The 17,696-nt window shown below is 73.4% G+C and carries 17 protein-coding genes, 1 tRNA gene and 1 pseudogene; 12 read left to right on the forward strand and 7 right to left on the reverse strand.

All coding sequences use genetic code 11. The annotated features are described in order from the left end of the window. Nucleotides 1–204: pseudogene (locus ACIPYS_RS35040) on the reverse strand (hypothetical protein); the annotation flags it as partial. Between the two features lie 301 nt (nt 205–505). Between ACIPYS_RS35040 and ACIPYS_RS35045 the strand changes: the two are divergent. The 3 genes from ACIPYS_RS35045 to ACIPYS_RS35055 all read left to right on the forward strand — a co-directional run bounded on the left by ACIPYS_RS35045 (nt 506) and on the right by ACIPYS_RS35055 (nt 2,145). Next, nucleotides 506–587, forward strand: a tRNA-Leu gene (locus tag ACIPYS_RS35045). 138 nt (nt 588–725) lie between these two features. Further along, nucleotides 726–1,637 carry a Bax inhibitor-1/YccA family protein gene (locus ACIPYS_RS35050; RefSeq protein ID WP_093860758.1) on the forward strand — a complete coding sequence of 304 codons (912 nt, stop codon included), beginning with the start codon at nt 726–728 and terminating at the stop codon, nt 1,635–1,637. A 103-nt stretch (nt 1,638–1,740) separates the two neighbouring features. Then, a complete protein-coding gene (locus tag ACIPYS_RS35055; protein ID WP_093860757.1) occupies nt 1,741–2,145 on the forward strand; it encodes a hypothetical protein in 405 nt (134 codons plus the stop codon). Between the two features lie 194 nt (nt 2,146–2,339). Here ACIPYS_RS35055 and ACIPYS_RS35060 read toward each other — a convergent pair whose 3' ends face one another. From ACIPYS_RS35060 to ACIPYS_RS35070, 3 genes are all read right to left on the reverse strand, one after another. Continuing rightward, a complete protein-coding gene (locus ACIPYS_RS35060; RefSeq protein WP_400753923.1) occupies nt 2,340–3,305 on the reverse strand; it encodes a hypothetical protein in 966 nt (321 codons plus the stop codon). Between the two features lie 291 nt (nt 3,306–3,596). Then, the gene (locus ACIPYS_RS35065; RefSeq protein WP_093860755.1) at nt 3,597–4,817 is read right to left on the reverse strand and encodes an acetyl-CoA C-acetyltransferase; all 1,221 of its coding nucleotides are present in this window, start codon (nt 4,815–4,817) and stop codon (nt 3,597–3,599) included. Nucleotides 4,818–4,879: 62 nt separating this feature from the next. Continuing rightward, nucleotides 4,880–6,001, reverse strand: coding sequence for an SGNH/GDSL hydrolase family protein (locus tag ACIPYS_RS35070; RefSeq protein WP_093860754.1), 1,122 nt, complete (start codon nt 5,999–6,001; stop codon nt 4,880–4,882). A gap of 219 nt (nt 6,002–6,220) precedes the next feature. Here ACIPYS_RS35070 and ACIPYS_RS35075 point away from each other — a divergent pair, with 219 nt between their 5' ends. The 6 genes from ACIPYS_RS35075 to ACIPYS_RS35100 all read left to right on the forward strand — a co-directional run bounded on the left by ACIPYS_RS35075 (nt 6,221) and on the right by ACIPYS_RS35100 (nt 12,132). Continuing rightward, nucleotides 6,221–7,624, forward strand: a complete 1,404-nt coding sequence (locus tag ACIPYS_RS35075; RefSeq protein ID WP_093860753.1) for a cystathionine beta-synthase — start codon at nt 6,221–6,223, stop codon at nt 7,622–7,624. Nucleotides 7,625–8,128: 504 nt separating this feature from the next. After that, nucleotides 8,129–8,467 carry a hypothetical protein gene (locus ACIPYS_RS35080; RefSeq protein WP_093860752.1) on the forward strand — a complete coding sequence of 113 codons (339 nt, stop codon included), beginning with the start codon at nt 8,129–8,131 and terminating at the stop codon, nt 8,465–8,467. Nucleotides 8,468–8,640: 173 nt separating this feature from the next. Further along, nucleotides 8,641–9,957 carry an Ig-like domain-containing protein gene (locus ACIPYS_RS35085; RefSeq protein ID WP_400753929.1) on the forward strand — a complete coding sequence of 439 codons (1,317 nt, stop codon included), beginning with the start codon at nt 8,641–8,643 and terminating at the stop codon, nt 9,955–9,957. Between the two features lie 143 nt (nt 9,958–10,100). Next, nucleotides 10,101–10,661 (forward strand): SigE family RNA polymerase sigma factor, encoded by a 561-nt coding sequence (locus tag ACIPYS_RS35090; protein ID WP_400753932.1) that lies wholly within the window; start codon nt 10,101–10,103, stop codon nt 10,659–10,661. Beyond that, a complete protein-coding gene (locus tag ACIPYS_RS35095; RefSeq protein WP_400753935.1) occupies nt 10,658–11,494 on the forward strand; it encodes a hypothetical protein in 837 nt (278 codons plus the stop codon). Before ACIPYS_RS35090 ends, ACIPYS_RS35095 begins: the two co-directional genes overlap by 4 nt. Nucleotides 11,495–11,616: 122 nt before the next feature. Then, complete coding sequence (locus ACIPYS_RS35100; protein ID WP_400753938.1) at nt 11,617–12,132, forward strand: DUF1203 domain-containing protein; 516 nt, start codon at nt 11,617–11,619, stop codon at nt 12,130–12,132. Nucleotides 12,133–12,207: 75 nt separating this feature from the next. Here the strand turns inward: ACIPYS_RS35100 and ACIPYS_RS35105 are convergent, their stop codons facing one another. Together ACIPYS_RS35105 and msrA are read right to left on the reverse strand one after the other, a co-directional pair. Next, a complete protein-coding gene (locus ACIPYS_RS35105) occupies nt 12,208–12,576 on the reverse strand; it encodes a cupin domain-containing protein (RefSeq protein ID WP_400753941.1) in 369 nt (122 codons plus the stop codon). Nucleotides 12,577–12,708: 132 nt separating this feature from the next. Next, nucleotides 12,709–13,380, reverse strand: coding sequence for a peptide-methionine (S)-S-oxide reductase MsrA (gene msrA / locus ACIPYS_RS35110; RefSeq protein WP_400753944.1), 672 nt, complete (start codon nt 13,378–13,380; stop codon nt 12,709–12,711). A 132-nt stretch (nt 13,381–13,512) separates the two neighbouring features. Here msrA and ACIPYS_RS35115 point away from each other — a divergent pair, with 132 nt between their 5' ends. Further along, nucleotides 13,513–14,670: a cystathionine gamma-synthase gene (locus ACIPYS_RS35115; protein WP_093860748.1), complete on the forward strand. Its 1,158-nt coding sequence runs from the start codon at nt 13,513–13,515 to the stop codon at nt 14,668–14,670. A gap of 65 nt (nt 14,671–14,735) precedes the next feature. Here ACIPYS_RS35115 and ACIPYS_RS35120 read toward each other — a convergent pair whose 3' ends face one another. Next, on the reverse strand, nt 14,736–15,215 hold the full coding sequence (locus ACIPYS_RS35120) for a MarR family winged helix-turn-helix transcriptional regulator (protein WP_400753948.1): 480 nt from the start codon (nt 15,213–15,215) through the stop codon (nt 14,736–14,738). A 122-nt stretch (nt 15,216–15,337) separates the two neighbouring features. On the opposite strand from ACIPYS_RS35120, the gene ilvA reads away from it, so the two are divergent. Both ilvA and ACIPYS_RS35130 read left to right on the forward strand, forming a co-directional pair. Continuing rightward, nucleotides 15,338–16,549 carry a threonine ammonia-lyase gene (ilvA, locus tag ACIPYS_RS35125; protein WP_400753951.1) on the forward strand — a complete coding sequence of 404 codons (1,212 nt, stop codon included), beginning with the start codon at nt 15,338–15,340 and terminating at the stop codon, nt 16,547–16,549. A gap of 120 nt (nt 16,550–16,669) precedes the next feature. After that, nucleotides 16,670–17,695 carry an ATP-binding cassette domain-containing protein gene (locus ACIPYS_RS35130; protein WP_231978602.1) on the forward strand — a complete coding sequence of 342 codons (1,026 nt, stop codon included), beginning with the start codon at nt 16,670–16,672 and terminating at the stop codon, nt 17,693–17,695. Nucleotide 17,696 lies beyond the last annotated feature (1 nt).

Raw genomic sequence — 17,696 nt, forward strand, 5'->3', positions numbered from 1 at the left:
GTCGAGGGCGACCACGCGGGTCTCGCCCTCCCCGTAGACCTTGTTCAGGCCGGTGGCGCGGGCGGCCGCCCGGCCGGTGCGGACGGCGGTTGCGGTCGACGTGCTCACGGGGTGCTCCTCGGGTCGGGCGTGGCGGACCGGGCCGTACGGCTCCGGAGGCTGGCCGGCCGGGGCCCTTCCAGGGGCGTCCGGCCGTACCTCCATGCTCCTTCCGGTGATCATGGTTCCTCGTCGCTCCGGCGGACGGTTGGCCCGACCGCCGCTGGGCGTACGCCCAGGTGACGCCCTCCTCCTGCGGTATGACACCGACCCTGAGCGGAAAACCGGTGGCCGGATCGAGCGGGTCGAGTGGCCAAATCACGAACTGTTCGTCAGATGGCAAGGAAACATGACAACTTCCCCGCCTCGGAACATGCGAAAGGGGATGCCGGGCGACTAGGCTCAGGGGTGGCCCGCACGGGGGTGGAGCGCTGCTCCCCGTTCCGCCGCGGGGCGGTCCGCAGAAGCCCAGATGGTGGAACGCAGACACGGGCAGCTTAAAACTGCTTGGCCGAAAGGCCGTGCCGGTTCGAGTCCGGCTCTGGGCACCGACTCGCGGGGACGCCGACCGGCGTCCCCGCCGGACGTCAGCTCCCGAATCCTTCTCGCGGCGGATGCCGATTCCTTTGCCAAGCCATTACCCTTGTGCTGCGGGCGGTGCAGTGCCGCCACGGAGGGAATGAGCAATGAGAAGCAGCAACCCGGTCTTCTCGCGGGAGGGGTCCTTCACCCGCGAGTCCGGCTACGCGGGTTTCGGGAACACCCAGACCCCGCCGGCCGGGAGCCCGTACGCAGGCAACCCCTACGGCAACAATCCGTACGGGAACAACCCGTACGCCAACAACCCCTACGGCCAGCAGCCCCAGGGCGGGGCGCCGCTGACCGACGAGCAGCTCGTCGAGATGTACAACGCGCCCTCCGCGGGTCCCGCGGCGACGGGCCGGATGACGCTGGACGACGTGGTCGCGCGCACCGCGATGACCCTGCTCACCCTGGTGGCGGCCGGCGGTCTCGCCTGGTTCGCACTGCCGGAGCGGAACTTCGGCCTGGCCGGCGGTGCCTCGCTGATCGCGTTCGTGGTCGGCATGGTGATCTCCTTCAAGCGGAGCGTCAGCCCGCCGCTGATCCTGCTCTACGCGGGCCTCCAGGGCTTCGCGCTCGGTGCGATCACCAAGGTGTTCAACACCATCTGGGAGGGCATCGCGATCCAGGCGGTGCTGGGCACCGCGGCGGTGTTCGCGGCGATGCTGATCGCGTACAAGACCGGGCGGATCCGGGTCACCGCGCGCTACACCCGGATCGGCATCGCGATCGCCATGGGCTTCGTGCTGCTGATGCTGGTCAACATGGTCGCCTCGCTGGTCTTCGGTGCCGACATGGGGCTGCGCAGCGGCCCGCTGGGCATCGTGGTCGGCCTGATCGGCATCGGGCTCGGCGCGTTCTTCCTCTCGCTGGACTTCGCGGCGATCGAGGAGGCCATCGCGCAGGGCGCGCCGCAGAAGGAGTCCTGGCGGGCGGCCTTCGGGCTCACCCTGTCGCTGGTCTGGATCTACGTCGAGATGCTGCGGCTGATCGCGATCCTGCGCGGCGACGACTGATCCCGAGCCGTACGACCCGCTGTACCACCACTGCCGCCGGGCCCCGGAGCGACCGCTCCGGGGCCCGGCGGCTTTCGTCCCCGGTGGCCCGTATGCTCGCCGCATGTCCGAGACGCCCGATGAGAAGACCCTGGCCGAGGCCGTCGACGCGCTGGCCGACCGGTTCCGCGCGATGCCGCAGAGCCGGCTGCTCGGCGCCGTGCCCGGGCACCCCTCGCGGGCCGCGGCCGGGCTGGCGCTGGCCCGCTGGCTGGCGGCGGCGGCACAGGCCGCGGAGGCGGTCCGGGCCGACGGCGGGGCGGACGGCCCGGACGCGCGCGAGCTGCCAGACGCCGGGGCGTTCGCCGTCGGCGACCAGCTCGCGGTGGTCGGGCACGACCTGGCGGCGGCACTGGCCGCGCTGCCGGAGGGCGCCGCGGTGGCTCTGCCGGACGGCCCGCCGGTGACGGCCGGGGCGGTGCGGGCCCTGGCCGTGCGACGGCTTGCGGAGGCCTCGGCGGCGGTCTGACGACCCCGGCGACCCCGGCGACCCGGGCGATCTGGACGACCCGGACGACCCGGACGACCTGGATGCCGCGGACGGCCCCGCGCGGCCCCGGTGGCCGTGAACCGGAACCGGCGGAACGCCGAGGGCCGGCCGGATCGGTAACCCCCTCGATCCGGCCGGCCCTCGGCGTCCGCGCGCCGGTCGGCGCGCCCGGGTCAGATGCTGGCCACCACCCGGTCGGCGAGCACGTACACGGCGTCCTCGTCGGTGGAGAAGGTCAGCGAGTAGGAGCCGGAGAACCGGGAGCCGCCGAGCAGCCGGACGTTCTCACCGGCCCGGACGGCGTCGATCAGCCGGTACGCGGCCTCGCGGTCGCCCGGGGCCACACAGAGCGTGGTGCCGTCGGCGAAGGCGTAGACGTCCAGGGTGCCGAGCGGTCCGGGGCGGACGTCGACCAGTGCGGTGCCCTCCTCGGCCAACGCGGTCAGCCGGGTGTCGGTCCACTCCCGGGACGGCGTCTGGCTGGGCACGAAGTCGGGGTGCGAGGGGTGGCGGCGCGGGTCGGGCGCGGTGGCCGGGGCCTCCTCGACGGTGGCCTCGGCGTCCAGCAGCCCGGCCTCCAGGCCGGTGGCCAGCAGGTCGGCCTCGCGGCGGGCCCGGGCGTCCCCGGTGCCCTCGCCGGCCGGGTGGCCGCCGGCGGGGTGGCCGGCCGGGTGGGCGGGGCGCAGCGGGCCGCCGCCCTCGGGGTCGGTCCCGGCGGGCCGGCCGCCGTCGCCGATGAGGTCCTCCAGCGCCGAGCGCAGGGCCTCGCCGAACTCCGGGTCCATGGTGCCCGGGTGGTCGGCGTTGTCGGCGGCCTCGTTCGGCCCGGTGGGGCGGGGGAAGAAGAGCGGCCACTCGTCGGTGGTGCTGAAGACACCGGCGAACGGGGAGTCGAACAGCGGTGCGTCCTCGGCCGCGCGGGCCTCCTGCTCGGCCCAGAACGCCCGGGCCTCGGTGATCTCCCGCTCGCGGTCGGCGGCCAGGGCCTCGGCGACGGCCCGGCGTATCGCGGTCTCGTCGACGGTGGGGGAGACGGCGGCCCGTGCGTCCAACCGGCGGGAGATTCCCCGGAGGTGGACCAGCACGGCGGTCGACACGGCGATCAGGATCAGCAGCAGGACGGTGTAGACGGCGCTCACGGAACGTACTCCTAGGGAGGAGTGGAACGGGGTTACCTCTCCACACTGCCCCATCCGGTGCTGTTACCGCAGTGGCCAATGTCCAATTTGTCGGTGACTTTCGCTCTTGTCCCCAAATTGTTAGGTAGGACCGCTCTACGCAGCGGAGTTGATCCGCTCCGCACCGTCGATTTCCGGTCCGGAAATGACAGAAAAGAGGGCCGGATCGACCTCGCGGTGTGATCCGGCCCTCAATTACGCTGTGTCACTCCAAATGGGTGGTCTGGACCCTTCCGGGTTGACGGCGCGAGGTCAGACGAGGCGCTCCAGGACCATCGCCATGCCCTGGCCGCCGCCGACGCACATGGTCTCCAGACCGAACTGCTTGTCGTGCCACTGCAGCGAGTTGATCAGGGTGGTGGTGATCCGGGCACCGGTCATGCCGAAGGGGTGGCCGACCGCGATCGCGCCGCCGTTGACGTTCAGCCGGTCCAGGTCGACGCCGAGGTCCCGGTAGGAGGGGATCACCTGGGCGGCGAAGGCCTCGTTGATCTCGACCAGGTCGATGTCGCCGATGGACAGGCCCGCCCGCTTCAGCGCCTGCTTCGAGGCCTCGACCGGTCCGTAGCCCATGATCTCGGGGGACAGCGCGCTGACGCCGGTGGAGACCACCCGGGCGAGCGGGGTGATGCCCAGCTCGCGGGCCTTGGTGTCGGACATGATCACCAGCGCGGCGGCGCCGTCGTTCAGCGGGCAGCAGTTACCGGCGGTCACCGTGCCGTCCGGACGGAACACCGGCTTGAGCCCGGATACGCCCTCCAGCGTGACGCCCGCGCGCGGGCCGTCGTCCGTCGAGACCACGGTGCCGTCGGGGGTGGTGACCGGGGTGATCTCACGCTCCCAGAAGCCGGCCTTGATGGCGGCCTCGGCGAGGTTCTGCGAGCGCACGCCGAACTCGTCCTGCTCGGCGCGGGTGATGCCCTTGAGTGCGGCGAGGTTCTCGGCGGTCTGGCCCATCGCGATGTAGGCGTCCGGCAGCAGGCCGTCCTCGCGCGGGTCGTGCCACTCGCCGCCACCGGTCTCGGCCCGCAGTGCGGTGCGCGCCTGCGCCTCGTCGAACAGCGGGTTCATGGTGCCCGGCATGCCGTCCGAGGTGCCGTGGACCGACCGGGAGACGGTTTCCACGCCGGCCGAGACGAAGATGTCGCCCTCGCCGGCCTTGATCGCGTGCAGGGCCATCCGGGTGGTCTGCAGCGAGGAGGAGCAGTAGCGGGTGACGGTGGTGCCGGGCAGGTAGTCCATGCCCATCTGCACCGCCACGATCCGGGCCAGGTTGTGGCCCTGCTCGCCGCCGGGCAGGCCGCAGCCGAGCATCAGGTCGTCGATCTCGCGCGGGTCGAGCTCCGGCACCTTGGCCAGCGCGGCCCGGATGACGTGCGCGGTCAGGTCGTCCGGGCGGACGTCCTTCAGGGAGCCCTTGAAGGCCCGGCCGATCGGCGAACGGGTGGCGCTGACGATGACGGCTTCGGGCATGGCGGGCTCCTCGCTGAGTGGCGGCGGACAGGCGTCCGGGAGGAAAGTTACCGTCTGGTAGCTCAGTCGTCACCCGCCCCGGTGTGTGAGCTGGCCGACGTGTTGCCGGGGGTCGGACCGGGGCCCCCGGACAGGCCTCCGGCAACCCCCTCGGACGGCGCGCCCACCGGTTCCCCGGCGGCCCAGGAGCCCGGCAGGCCGACCCGGATCCGGTGGCGCAGCAGCGCCCAGCGTCCGGCCGCGCCGTCCGCGCCGCCGACCGCCTCCACCTCGCTGCCGGCCCGGTCGGCCGCGGCCGCCGCGGCCACCGCCACCGGCAGCACCGCCTCGCCGGGGACCGGCCCGTCGCCCGCCTCCTCCTGCGGCCAGAGGTCCAGCGCGGCGCAGACCGAGGGCAGCACGGCCATCGCGGCTGTCGCGTAGCCCTGGGCGGACGGGTGGTAGCGGTCGGCGGCGAACATCTCCGGCCTGGCGGCGAACTCCGGGCCGAGCAGCGAGCCGAGCGAGACCGTCCGCCCGCCCGCCTCCACCACCGCGATGGTCTGCGCGGCGGCCAGCTGGCGGCTGACCCGGCGGGCCACCCAGCGCAGCGGCGGCCGGACCGGCTTGATGGTCCCGAGGTCCGGACAGGTGCCGACCACCACCTCGCAGCCGGCGGCGCGCAGCGCCGCCACCGTTTCGCCGAGCTGGCGCACCGCGAGCTGGGCCGGGCTGTGCCGGGTGACGTCATTGGCGCCGATCATGATCACGGCGATGTCCGGGCGGCACGACAGGGCCTGCTCCAGCTGGCCGGCCAGATCGGCGGAGCGGCCGCCCGAGAACGCCACGTTCACCAGTCGGACCGGGCGCTCGGCGACCGAGGCGAGGCCCGCGGCGAGCAGTGCTCCCGGGGTCTCCCGGGCCCGCAGCACGCCCAGGCCGGCCGCGGTGGAGTCGCCCAGGAAGGCCAGGACCAACGGCGGCTGCGGCGCGGCCGCGCTGTCGGCGAAGGCCTCGCCGTAGACGCCGTCGGCCCTCGGCGGGTCGCCGTCCAGGATGCCGATGGCCTGGACGGCCAGCTTGCTCTCGGTCAGCAGCAGGCCGACCAGGCCCACCCCCAGGACCCCGAGCCCGCCGCCGCCGTACGCCGCCGCGGTGGCGATCCGCCGGGCCACCCGGGCCCGCGACTGCTGTGTTCCTGGCACCCCGTGCCCCCTTCGCGTCCTCGTGCCACCCCGACGGGTGCCGTTCCCGATGCGTGTACACCCCTAGTACCCGCCCGGGGCGCCGCCTACGACGGCGGTGGGCCGTTCGTGGTGCGCACGGGCCCTCCGGGGCGCCCGGTACGGCCGCAGGGCCTCTCTTTCGGCCCTAGGCTTGCGGTACCGACAGCACTCGTATGCCCACACACCGGGAGGACCCCCGTGCGGTACCACAATTCGATCATCGACCTGGTCGGCAACACGCCGCTGGTCAAGCTGAACAAGGTCGCCGAGGGGATCAGTGCCACCGTGCTCGCCAAGGTCGAGTACTTCAACCCCGGCGGCTCGGTGAAGGACCGCATCGCCATGCGGATGATCGAGGCCGCCGAGGCCTCGGGCGCCCTCAAGCCCGGCGGCACCATCGTCGAGCCGACCTCCGGCAACACCGGTGTCGGTCTGGCGATCGTGGCCCAGCAGAAGGGCTACAAGTGCATCTTCGTCTGTCCGGACAAGGTGTCCACCGACAAGATCAACACGCTGCGCGCCTACGGCGCCGAGGTGGTCGTCTGCCCGACCGCCGTGGCCCCCGAGCACCCGGACTCCTACTACAACGTGTCCGACCGCCTGGTCCGGGAGACCCCGAACGCCTGGAAGCCGGACCAGTACTCCAACCCGGACAACCCGGCCTCGCACTTCCACTCCACCGGTCCGGAGCTGTGGGAGCAGACCGGGGGCCGGATCACCCACTTCGTGGCGGGCGTCGGCACCGGCGGCACCATCTCCGGCACCGGCAACTACCTGAAGGAGGTCTCCGGCGGCAAGGTCAAGGTGATCGGCGCCGACCCGGAGGGCTCGGTCTACTCGGGCGGCACCGGCCGGCCGTACCTGGTCGAGGGCGTCGGTGAGGACTTCTGGCCGACCGCCTACGACCGCGAGGTCGCCGACGGCATCGTCGCCGTCTCCGACAAGGACTCCTTCCAGATGACCCGCCGCCTGGCCAAGGAGGAGGGCCTGCTGGTCGGCGGCTCCTGCGGCATGGCGGTCGTCGCCGCGCTGGAGGTGGCGCGCGGGCTCGGCCCGGACGACGTCGTCGTGGTGCTGCTGCCGGACGGCGGCCGCGGCTACCTCTCGAAGATCTTCAACGACGACTGGATGGCCGACTACGGCTTCCTGCCGTCCGCCACCGACGAGGCGCACATCGGCGAGGTGCTGGCCCGCAAGGACGCCATCGAGCACGAGGGCATCCCGCAGTTCGTCCACATGCACCCCAACGAGACCGTCGCCGAGGCGGTCCGGGTGCTGCGCGAGTACGGCGTCTCGCAGATGCCGGTGGTCTCGCCGGGCGCCGGCCACCCGGACATCATGGCGGGCGAGGTGATCGGCTCGGTGGCGGAGAAGCTGCTGCTGGAGGGCGTCTTCGCGGGCGAGATCCAGCTGACCGACACGCTGGACAAGGTCATGTCCAAGCCGCTGCCGGTGGTCGGCTCGGGCGAGACCGTCACCAACCTGATGACGGTGCTGGAGAAGGCCGACGCCGCGGTGGTGCTGGTGGAGGGCAAGCCGCAGGGCATCGTCACCCGTCAGGACCTGCTCGGCTTCCTGGCCGGCAGCCGCACCGGCCACTGAGCCCGGCCGTGCGCCGGTCCGCGGTCAGCCGCCGCCCCCGACCCGGTGGCTGGTGAACCGTACGGCGCCGGTTCCGTTTCCGGGCGAACCGGTACACCGGCGTCATCTCCGTGCAGCACGGGCTTAACACGACTGCGGCATGGTTGTGCACACGGCAAGACGCCGAACGGGACGACAACGACCGGCCGGGAGCGGCTCCCCGGCGGCACGGTCCGTCCCGGGCACGACGGTCGGTCCTGACCCGGCCGGGTGTCCCTGTCCGCGGAGACGCCGTCGTCCCGCCCCTGCCCGGCCCCGGCCGGCTGCCAGGGTGAGGCGGCTCCCGGACGTCCGCGCCGCTCGGCGCGTCCGCACGGCTCCCGGGTGGGGGAGTCGGGCGGAAGCGGTGGGGCCGGTCCCTCCTTCGAGGAGGGGCCGGCCCCGCTGCTTCTCTCGGGTCCCTTCCGGCGGTCTCCCGGCATTCTCCGGCGCCTCCCGGCTGGCGGGATCCCGTAGTCTCGGCGCATGACCAGCACTGACACGACCGGCCAGGACAGCCCGCGCTACGTCCGGCTCAGCATCGAGCTCATCGCCGAGATCACCGACGAGGGCGCCCTCAAGGCGGCGGCCCTCGAGCAGGTGACCGCGGACGAGTACCTGGACGACGAGGAGCGCGCGCAGTCCGTCGAGGCCATCGAGGTGGACCCGGCGGGTTCGCTCGCCCACTTCATCGACCCGGTGGCGCTGCTCGGCGACGTCCCGGGTGTCGAGCTCGCCTCGGCGACCTGGGAGTCGGCGAACACCGACTTCGACCCCGAGGACGGGGACTGGGACGAGTACGCGGTGGAGGAGGCGGCCGAGTAGGGCACGCCCCCGACGTCCGGCGAAAGCCCGGCCTGCCGTCCGCAGGCCGGGCTTTTTGTCCATATTTGGCACTTGGTTTCGTCTTCTCATACGATCGCAAGCCGTTGGTGTTGGAACCGTGAACGTACGGATTGCGTTTTTGTATCCGTAATGCCCGGATGAAGCAGTAGGGAGTGGGCGACGTGACGGCACGGGACGGTCAGGGCCGGTCGGCCGCGAGCAGCTGGAGCCGGCGCGGCGTACTCGCCGGTCTGGTCGGTGCCCCGGTACTGCTGCTGGCGGCCTGCAACGACACCAAGGGCACGGACAGCGGCGCGGGCACCGGAACGACGGGCGCCGGTGGCACCGGCGGTTCCGGCGGTTCCGGTTCCGGCGGCGGACAGCCGACGGCGAGCGCCACCAGCACCCCGAAGACCTCCGTCGCCGTGATCACCGTCACCCCGGCCGACGGCACCACCTCGGCCGGCTTCAGCGATCCGGTCCGGGTCGCCGTCGCGGGCGGCACCCTCACCTCGGTCAAGGTCGCCGACTCCACCGGCAAGGCGCTGACCGGCGCGCTGTCCGACGACGGCACCGTCTGGACCTCCGCCGCCTCCCCGGCCAGCGGCACCAAGTACACGGTGACCGCCGCCGCCGTCGACAAGGACAAGCTGGAGGCGGACGCCAACGCCGTCTTCACCACCGCGACGCCGGCCAACACCTTCGTGGGCTACTTCACCCCCGAGGACGGCTCGGTGGTCGGTGTCGGCATGCCGGTCTCGATCAACTTCAGCAAGCCGGTCACCGACCGCAAGGCCGTCCAGCAGGCCATCACCGTGGTGGCCGAACCGGGCGTCGAGATCGTCGGGCACTGGTTCTCCAGCACCCGCCTCGACTTCCGCCCGCAGGAGTACTGGGCCAAGGGCACCAAGGTCACCGTCAAGCTCCGGCTCAAGGACGTCCAGGGCGCCAAGGGCGTCTACGGCACCCAGTCCAAGGACGTCCGCTTCACCGTCGGCCGGGCCCAGACCAGCGTCGCCGACCTCGCCACCAAGAAGCTCACCGTCACCACCGACGGCCAGGTCAGCGCCGTCTACGCGATCTCCGGCGGCTCGCCCGAGTTCCGCACCTGGGGCGGGAAGATGGTGATCACCGAGCAGTACCAGCAGACCCGGATGAACTCCCAGACCGTCGGCCTGGGCAGCGAGTACGACATCCCGGACGTGCCGCACGCCCAGCGCCTCTCCACCTCCGGCACCTTCATCCACGGCAACTACTGGTCGCCCGCCTCGACCTTCGGCAGCCAGAACACCAGCCACGGCTGCGTCGGCCTGCGCGACGTCAAGGGCGGCCAGGACGCCAATGCGGACGGCTACAAGTTCTTCAAGAGCTCGATGGTCGGCGACGTGGTCGAGGTCACCAACTCCGGGGACAAGACCGTCCTCCCGTCCAACGGCCTCAACGGCTGGAACATGGGCTGGGCCGAGTGGAAGGCCGGCAGCGCGGTCTGAGGGCCCGGGCGCCGCGGGCGTCACCTGCGGCACGGGCGTCACCGGGGCACCCGGGGTGCCCCGGTCGCGCGGGGGCTCCCTCCCGCGCGAATTCCCGCCCGTGCGGACAGAACCCCGCCCGCCCCCCGAGGAGTCAGGGGGGTGTGAAACGCGAGCAGAGGGAGCGCCTGGACGCCGAGTTCAGCGCGTTCGTGGTCGGCATCGGGCCACGGCTGATCAGGCTGGCCGAGCTGCTGACCGGTGATCCGCACCGGGCCGGGGACATCGTGCAGTCCGCGCTGGAACGCGCCTACCTGCACTGGCCCAGGATCACCGCGAACGCCGACGACCCGGCCGCCTACGTGCGGCGGATCGTCGTCAACCAGCACCGCGACTGGTGGCGGCGGACGCGCAACCGCGAGCTGCCCACCGCCCACGCCCCCGACCGGCCGGTGCCGGCGGACTTCGCCGAGCAGCAGGCCCAGCGGGCACTGCTGCGCCAGGCGCTGGCCGCCCTCACCCGGCGGGAGCGGGCGGTCGTGGTGCTGCGGTACTACGGGGACCTGAGTGAGGCCGAGACCGCCGCCGAACTGGGCATCGCGCCCGGGACGGTCAAGTCCACGCTGCACCGGGCGCTGTCGAAGCTGCGCGCACGGCCCGAACTCGCCGACCGCACCGGCGGTCCGGCGGGCCACGACCCGAGCGACATCGAGGTGGCGGTATGAACGGCGGCACGGAATTCGAGGAGCGGCTCGGCGAGCTGCTGACCCGCGAGGACACGGCCTGGGGGGCGGGGCGACCCGAACCGGCGGCGGTCATCGCCGGGGCGCGGCGCCGCCGGGCCCGGCGGCGGCTGGGCACCGGGGCGGCCGCGCTGGCGGTCGCCCTGGTCTGCGGGGGGACGGCGCTGACCCTCGGCGACCCCCGGCCGGCCGGCGGCGCGACGGGCGCGGCCGGGGCGGCGGTCACGACGACGGCCGCCGTGCTGCCCGGCGCGGCCCCCGCGGCGTCGGCGGTGCCGGTCGCCACCGGGGCCGGGACGCAGCCGGACTCCCCGGTCCAGCTGGTGGAGCCCGGCAAGCGGCTCACGATCGCCGAGGGCTACCGGATGGGCGTCACCGCGACCGGATCCTGCGTCGAGAGGTGGGAGCAGGCCACCGGATCGTGGGAGCAGCCGTTCGGCTGCCGCGACACCACCAGCGACAACCTCGACCACAGCCGGCCCACCATCGGGGCTCAGAGCCTCGGGGACGGTGAGCGGACCGTGGTGACCGGCCTGTACCTGGGCCCGGCGGCGGCCCGGGTCATGGTCGAGCTCAACGGTGTCCAGGTCCTCGCCACCCTGGTCACCACCACGGAGCCGAACGGCTGGAGCGCCTACTACGCGGTGGTTCCCGGGGCCGCCCGTTCCTCCTCCGGACCGGCCGGGCCCGACGCCGCCCCCTCGGTCGCGGCCTGGGCCGCCGACGGGACGCGGCTCGCGGACCTGATCGCTCCGCGCCGGTCCGACCCCTGGGCCACCGCGGGCGGCGGCACGGGCGCACCGGCGGCAGGCTGACGGGGCCGGCAGGACTGACGGCGCCGACGGGATGACGGGACTGACGGGGCCGGTGGAACGCGGTCGAACGCGAGGGCCGAAAACCGCCGGACTCCCGGGGGCGGCGGCGGGAGGGTGGAGGCATGACGACCTCCACTTCTCCCGCTCCGCCCGCCCCGTCCGTCCTGACCGTCCGGGCGATCGACCCGGCCGTGCACCGCTCCCTGCTGGTGCGCGACGACGCCGGACGCCCGCCGGTCCGCTCGGTCGACGTGACCGGCGGAGCCCCGCTGCGCTGCTGCCTGGCCCGGGCCGGGGCCGGGGAGCGGATCGCCCTGCTGAGCTACGCGCCGCTGCGGCGCTGGGCCGCGGAGACCGGGGCCGAGCCCGGCCCGTACGAGGAACTCGGCCCGGTGTTCGTGCACGACGGCCCGTGCGCGGGCCCGGCGACCGGGCAGGGCTGGCCGGAGGGCTTCCACGGCGGGCAGCGGGTGCTGCGGGCCTACGACCGGCGCGGGCACATCCTCGGCGGCGCCGTGGTGCTGCCGGAGGCCGCCGAGGCGGGCGCGGCGGTGCTGCTCGCCGACCCGGAGGTGGCCGTGGTGCACGTCCGGGCGGTGGAGTTCGGGTGCTTCATGCACGAGGTCCGGCGGGGCTGACCATCCCCGCGCGAGGCCCGGCGGGGCCGACCCCTGCCGGGCCGGGTCGGCCGGGGGCCGTGCCGGCCGGGGTGCTCACGAGCGCTTGGCGTAGTCCCCGTAGCCCTGCCAGTCCAGGACGACCGCCGGCTCGTCGCCGACCACCCAGGCGTCGTGGCCGGGCGGGCAGACCATGAAGTCGCCCGGGCCGAACTCGCTCTCCTCGCCGTCGTCCATGACGATCCTCAGCCGCCCCGAGATCATGTAGCCGACGTGCGCGGCCTGGCAGCTGTCCGTCTTCGCGATCGGCTTGACGTGCCGGGACCACTGCCAGCCGGGCCGGAACACCGCCCGCCCGACGCCCCCGGCGTCCAGGTGGACCAGGCGCAGCTCGCCGGTGTCCGCCTCGAACGGGCGGACCTCCTCGGCATCGGTGTCGAAGTTCCTGCGGATGAGACCGGCCATGGGGTGCTCCTCGGGACAGGAGCGGCCGCACCACCGGGGCGGATGGTGCGGCCGCCCTCCTGGTCCCTCCAGTCTGCGCCCGTCGGGCCCGGGGCGGAACCCCCCGTCGGACCAGGGGCGGACCCCGGCGGATCAGCCCTGGGTGCCCGTCCTGGCCACCCCGATCGGGCAGCTGGCGCCGGTGCCGCCCAGACCGCAGTAGCCGTTCGGGTTCTTGGCGTCCGAGAGGTACTGCTGGTGGTACGGCTCGGCCGGGAAGAACGGGCCGGCCGGGGCGATCTCGGTGGTGATCGGGCCGAGGCCGAGCGCCGTCAGCGCCGGCTGGAAGGCGTCCCGGGTGGCGGTCGCGGTGGCCGCCTGGGCGGGGGAGTGGGTGTAGACCGCGGAGCGGTACTGGGTGCCCACGTCGTTGCCCTGGCGGTTGCCCTGGGTCGGGTCGTGCGCCTCCCAGAAGGTCTTCAGCAGCCGCTCGTAGGAGATCACCGCCGGGTCGAAGACCACCCGCACCGCCTCGGTGTGCCCGGTCAGGCCGCTGCACACCTCCTCGTACGTCGGGTTCGGGGTGTGGCCGCCCTGGTAGCCGACCAGCGTCGTCCAGACTCCGGGCAGCCGCCAGAACGTCCGTTCGGCGCCCCAGAAGCAGCCCAGTCCCAGGTCCGCGACCTCGAGCCCCTCGGGGTACGGCCCGGTCAGCGGGTGGCCGAGGACGGTGTGCGGATCGCGCAGCGTGAAGCCGGGGGCCGCCCGGCCGGGAAGAGCCTGGTCGGCGGGGACGAGCGAGGTCTTGTGGCGGTTGAACAGCACGGCCTGCTCCAACGGGTTCGACAGGGGTTGCGGAGGTTCCAACACCGTCGCCCGCCCGGGGATTCCGGACAGTCCCCGGCGGCCGGGCGCCTTCCGGGCGGCAGCCGGGCGTTCGCCGACTACGCTCGGAGCATGACCGAGCACCAGCTTCCCCAGGGCTTCGAGACTCTCGCCATCCACGCGGGTCAGGAAGCAGACCCCCAGACCGGGGCCGTCGTCACGCCGATCTACCAGGTGTCCACCTACAAGCAGGACGGGGTGGGCGGCCTGCGGGGCGGCTACGAGTACAGCCGCAGCGCCAACCCGACCCGCACCGCGCTGGAGGAGTGCCTGGCCGCGCTGGAGGGCGGCTCCCGCGGGCTCGCCTTCGCCTCCGGCCTGGCCGCCGAGGACACGCTCCTGCGGACGATCCTCAAGCCGGGCGACCACATCGTGATCCCCAACGACGCCTACGGCGGCACCTTCCGGCTCTTCGCCAAGGTGCTGACCCGCTGGGGCGTCGAGTTCTCCGTGGCCAACACCCAGGACCTGTCCACGGTCCGCGACGCACTGCGCCCCAACACCCGCGCGGTCTGGGTGGAGACCCCGTCCAACCCGCTGCTGGGCATCACCGACCTGGCCGCGCTGGCCGAGATCGCGCACGGCGCCGGCGCGCTGCTGGTCGTCGACAACACCTTCGCCAGCCCGTACCTGCAGCAGCCGATCGCGCTGGGCGCCGACGTGGTCGTGCACTCGACCACCAAGTACATGGGCGGCCACTCCGACGTGGTCGGCGGCGCCCTGGTGATCGCCGAGGCCGGCCTGGCCGAGGAGGTCGCCTACCACCAGAACGCGATGGGCGCGGTCTCCGGCCCGTTCGACGCCTGGCTGGTGCTGCGCGGAATCAAGACCCTGGGCGTCCGGATGGACCGGCACAGCTCGAACGCGGAGAAGGTCGCCGAGCTGCTGGCCGGCCACCCCAAGGTCAGCCAGGTGCTGTACCCGGGCCTGCCCGAGCACCCCGGCCACGACATCGCCGCCAAGCAGATGAAGGCCTTCGGCGGCATGGTGTCGTTCCGGGTGAACGGCGGCGAGGAGGCGGCGGTCGAGGTCTGCAACCGGGCCGAGCTGTTCACCCTCGGTGAGTCGCTGGGCGGTGTGGAGTCGCTGATCGAGCACCCGGGCCGGATGACCCACGCGTCGGTGGCCGGTTCGGCGCTCGAGGTGCCGGCCGACCTGGTGCGGGTCTCCGTCGGCATCGAGTCGATCGACGACCTGCTGGCCGATCTCCAGCAGGCGCTGGGCAAGTAGCGCCTCCCGGTCGCCGGTCGCCGGTCGCCGGTCGCCGGTCGCCGGTCGCCGGCCGTCCGGCCTCGCTAGGCGCTCTGCCGGCCCGCCGAGTACGACTCCATCGAGTGGTTGAAGCGGGCCAGCAGGGCGCAGAAGACCTGCTGCTCCTCGGGCGGCCAGTCGGCGACCAGCTGACGTGTCAACTCCGTCCGCCCCGCCCGGACTTCGGCCAGCCGGTCGGCGCCGAGCGGGGTCAGGGCGAGCCGGACGGCACGCCGGTCGGCCGGGTCCTGCACCCGGCCGACCAGGCCCGCCGCGACCAGCGGGGCGACCTGCCGGGTGACGGTGGAGGAGTCGACCCCCAGCGCGTCGGCCAGGGCCTTGACGTTGGCGGGGCCGAGCCGTTCCAGCCGCTCCAGCAGCAGGTAGGCGGCCCGGACCAGGGCGGCCACTCCGTCGGATCCGCGGACCTGCTCCATTCTGCGGGCGAACAGCGCCAGCTGGTACTGGAGTTGCGTGTGCACGGGGTCGGTGAGGTCGGAGGCCAGGGGCGAGGTCGTCGTCATCGCGGCTCACGATCGTCATGCGGTGAGAGAGGCTCAGAAGCAGCAGCGTACGCGGGCCGGGCGGGCCCGGGAACAGGGCCGACGTCCCCGGACGGGACGCCGGAGAGCCCTAGGCTGCTGTCATGCACAGCTGGCCGATCACCCTCGACGATGTCCGCGGCGCCCAGAAGATGCTCGCCGGGGTGGCCCGGACGACGCCGATGGAGGGCAGTCGCCACCTTTCCGCGCTGGTGGGCGCTCCGGTCCACCTGAAGTGCGAGAACCTCCAGCGCACCGGCTCGTTCAAACTGCGCGGGGCGTACGTCCGGATCGCGGGCCTCTCGCCGGTGCAGCGGGCGGGCGGGGTGGTCGCGGCCAGCGCCGGCAACCACGCCCAGGGGGTGGCGCTGGCGGCCTCGCTGCTCGGCGTGCGCTCCACCGTCTTCATGCCGCTGGCCGCGCCGCTGCCCAAGGTGGCGGCGACCAGGGAGTACGGCGCCGAGGTGCGGCTGCACGGGACGACCGTGGACGAGGCGCTGCAGGCCGCGCAGCGGTACGCGGAGGCGAGCGGGTCGGTGTTCATCCACCCGTTCGACCACCGGGACATCGTGATCGGCCAGGCCACGGTCGGACTGGAGATCCTGGAGCAGTGCCCCGAGGTGCGGACCGTGCTGGTCGGGGTGGGCGGCGGCGGTCTGCTGGCCGGGATCGCGGCGGCGGTCAAGCCGCTGCGGCCGGACGTCCGGGTGGTGGGGGTGCAGGCGGCGGCCGCCGCCGCGTACCCGCCCTCGCTGGCGGCGGGCCGTCCGGTCTCGCTGGAGCGGTTCGCCACCATGGCCGACGGGATCATGGTGGGCCGGCCCGGGGACGTGCCGTTCGAGATCGTCAACACCCTGGCGGACGGGGTCCGCACGGTGTCCGAGGACTCGCTGTCCCGGGCGCTGCTGCTCGGTCTCGAGCGGCTGAAGCTGGTGGTGGAGCCGGCCGGGGCGGCGCCGATCGCGGCCCTGCTGGAGCGGCCGGAGTCCTTCGAGGGGCCGGTGGTGGCGGTGCTGTCCGGCGGCAACATCGATCCGCAGCTGATGCAGCGGGTGCTGCGGCACGGCCTGGCGGCCGCAGGCCGGTACCTCTCGCTGCGGGTGCGGCTGGCGGACCGCCCGGGGGCGCTGGCGGGCCTGCTCGGAGTGCTGACCGAGGTCGACGCCAACGTGCTGGACGTGGCGCACGTGCGGGTCGACCCCCGGCTGGGGCTGACCGAGGTGGAGGTGGACCTTCATCTGGAGACCAAGGGCCCGGAGCACTGCGCGGCGGTGCTCGGCGAGCTGCGGGACGCGGGGTTCGTGGTCTCCGCGTAGGAGCGGGGGGCTCCGGAGTCGCTGGCCCACCGGGATCGGGGGCAGAGTGGGACAGACCACATGTTGTCCCGCGCAGTCGTCCCCGCCCTTCCGTCCCTCCCGAGGAGATGAGACAGGCCCATGGCGCCAGCCATCCAAGCCGAGAACCTGGTGAAGACCTTCGGCGACGTACGAGCCCTGGACGGCGTCAGCCTCGACGTCCCCGAGGGCACGGTGCTCGGGCTGCTCGGCCCGAACGGCGCCGGCAAGACCACCACCGTGCGCGTCCTCACCACCCTGCTCCAGCCCGACTCCGGCCGTGCCACGGTGGCCGGCGTCGACGTCCTCAAGCACCCGAACCGGGTCCGCAGCCTGATCGGCCTCTCCGGCCAGTACGCCGCGGTCGACGAGTACCTCACCGGCTTCGAGAACCTCCAGATGGTCGGCGAGCTCTACCAGATGCCGGTCCGCGCGGCGAAGGCCAGGGCGCTGGAACTGCTGGAGTGGTTCAACCTCACCGAGGCCAAGGACCGCATCGCCAAGACCTACTCCGGCGGTATGCGCCGCCGCCTCGACCTGGCCGCCGCCCTGGTGGTCCGGCCGCCGGTGATGTTCCTGGACGAGCCCACCACCGGTCTCGACCCCCGCAACCGGCTCGCCCTGTGGGAGGTCATCGAGACCCTCGTCGAGCAGGGCACCACGCTGCTGCTCACCACCCAGTACCTGGAGGAGGCCGACCGCCTCGCCCACGACATCGCCGTGGTCGACCACGGCCGGGTGATCGCCCGGGGCACCGCCGACCAGCTCAAGGCGCAGATCGGCGGCGAGCGGATCGAGGTCGTGGTGCACCGGGCCGATCTGGTCGGCGAGGCGGTGGCCGCGCTGTCCGGCTACGCGCTGGGCGAGCCGGCGCTGGAGAAGAACACCCGCCGGATCACCGTCCCGGTCAGCGGCGGCGCCCGGGTGCTCGCGGACGTGATCCGCGAGCTGGACGCCCGTTCGATCGAGATTGACGACATCGGCCTGCGCCGGCCGACGCTGGACGACGTCTTCCTCTCGCTCACCGGCCACCACACCGAGGCCGACCAGGAGGAGGGCGGCGGCAAGGGCCGCGCCTCCGGCTCCGGCGCGGACGAACGGGCCGTGCCGGCCGGGAAGGAGCGCTGAG

This window comes from Kitasatospora sp. NPDC089913 (assembly GCF_044748625.1).
Classification (GTDB): Bacteria; Actinomycetota; Actinomycetes; order Streptomycetales; family Streptomycetaceae; genus Kitasatospora.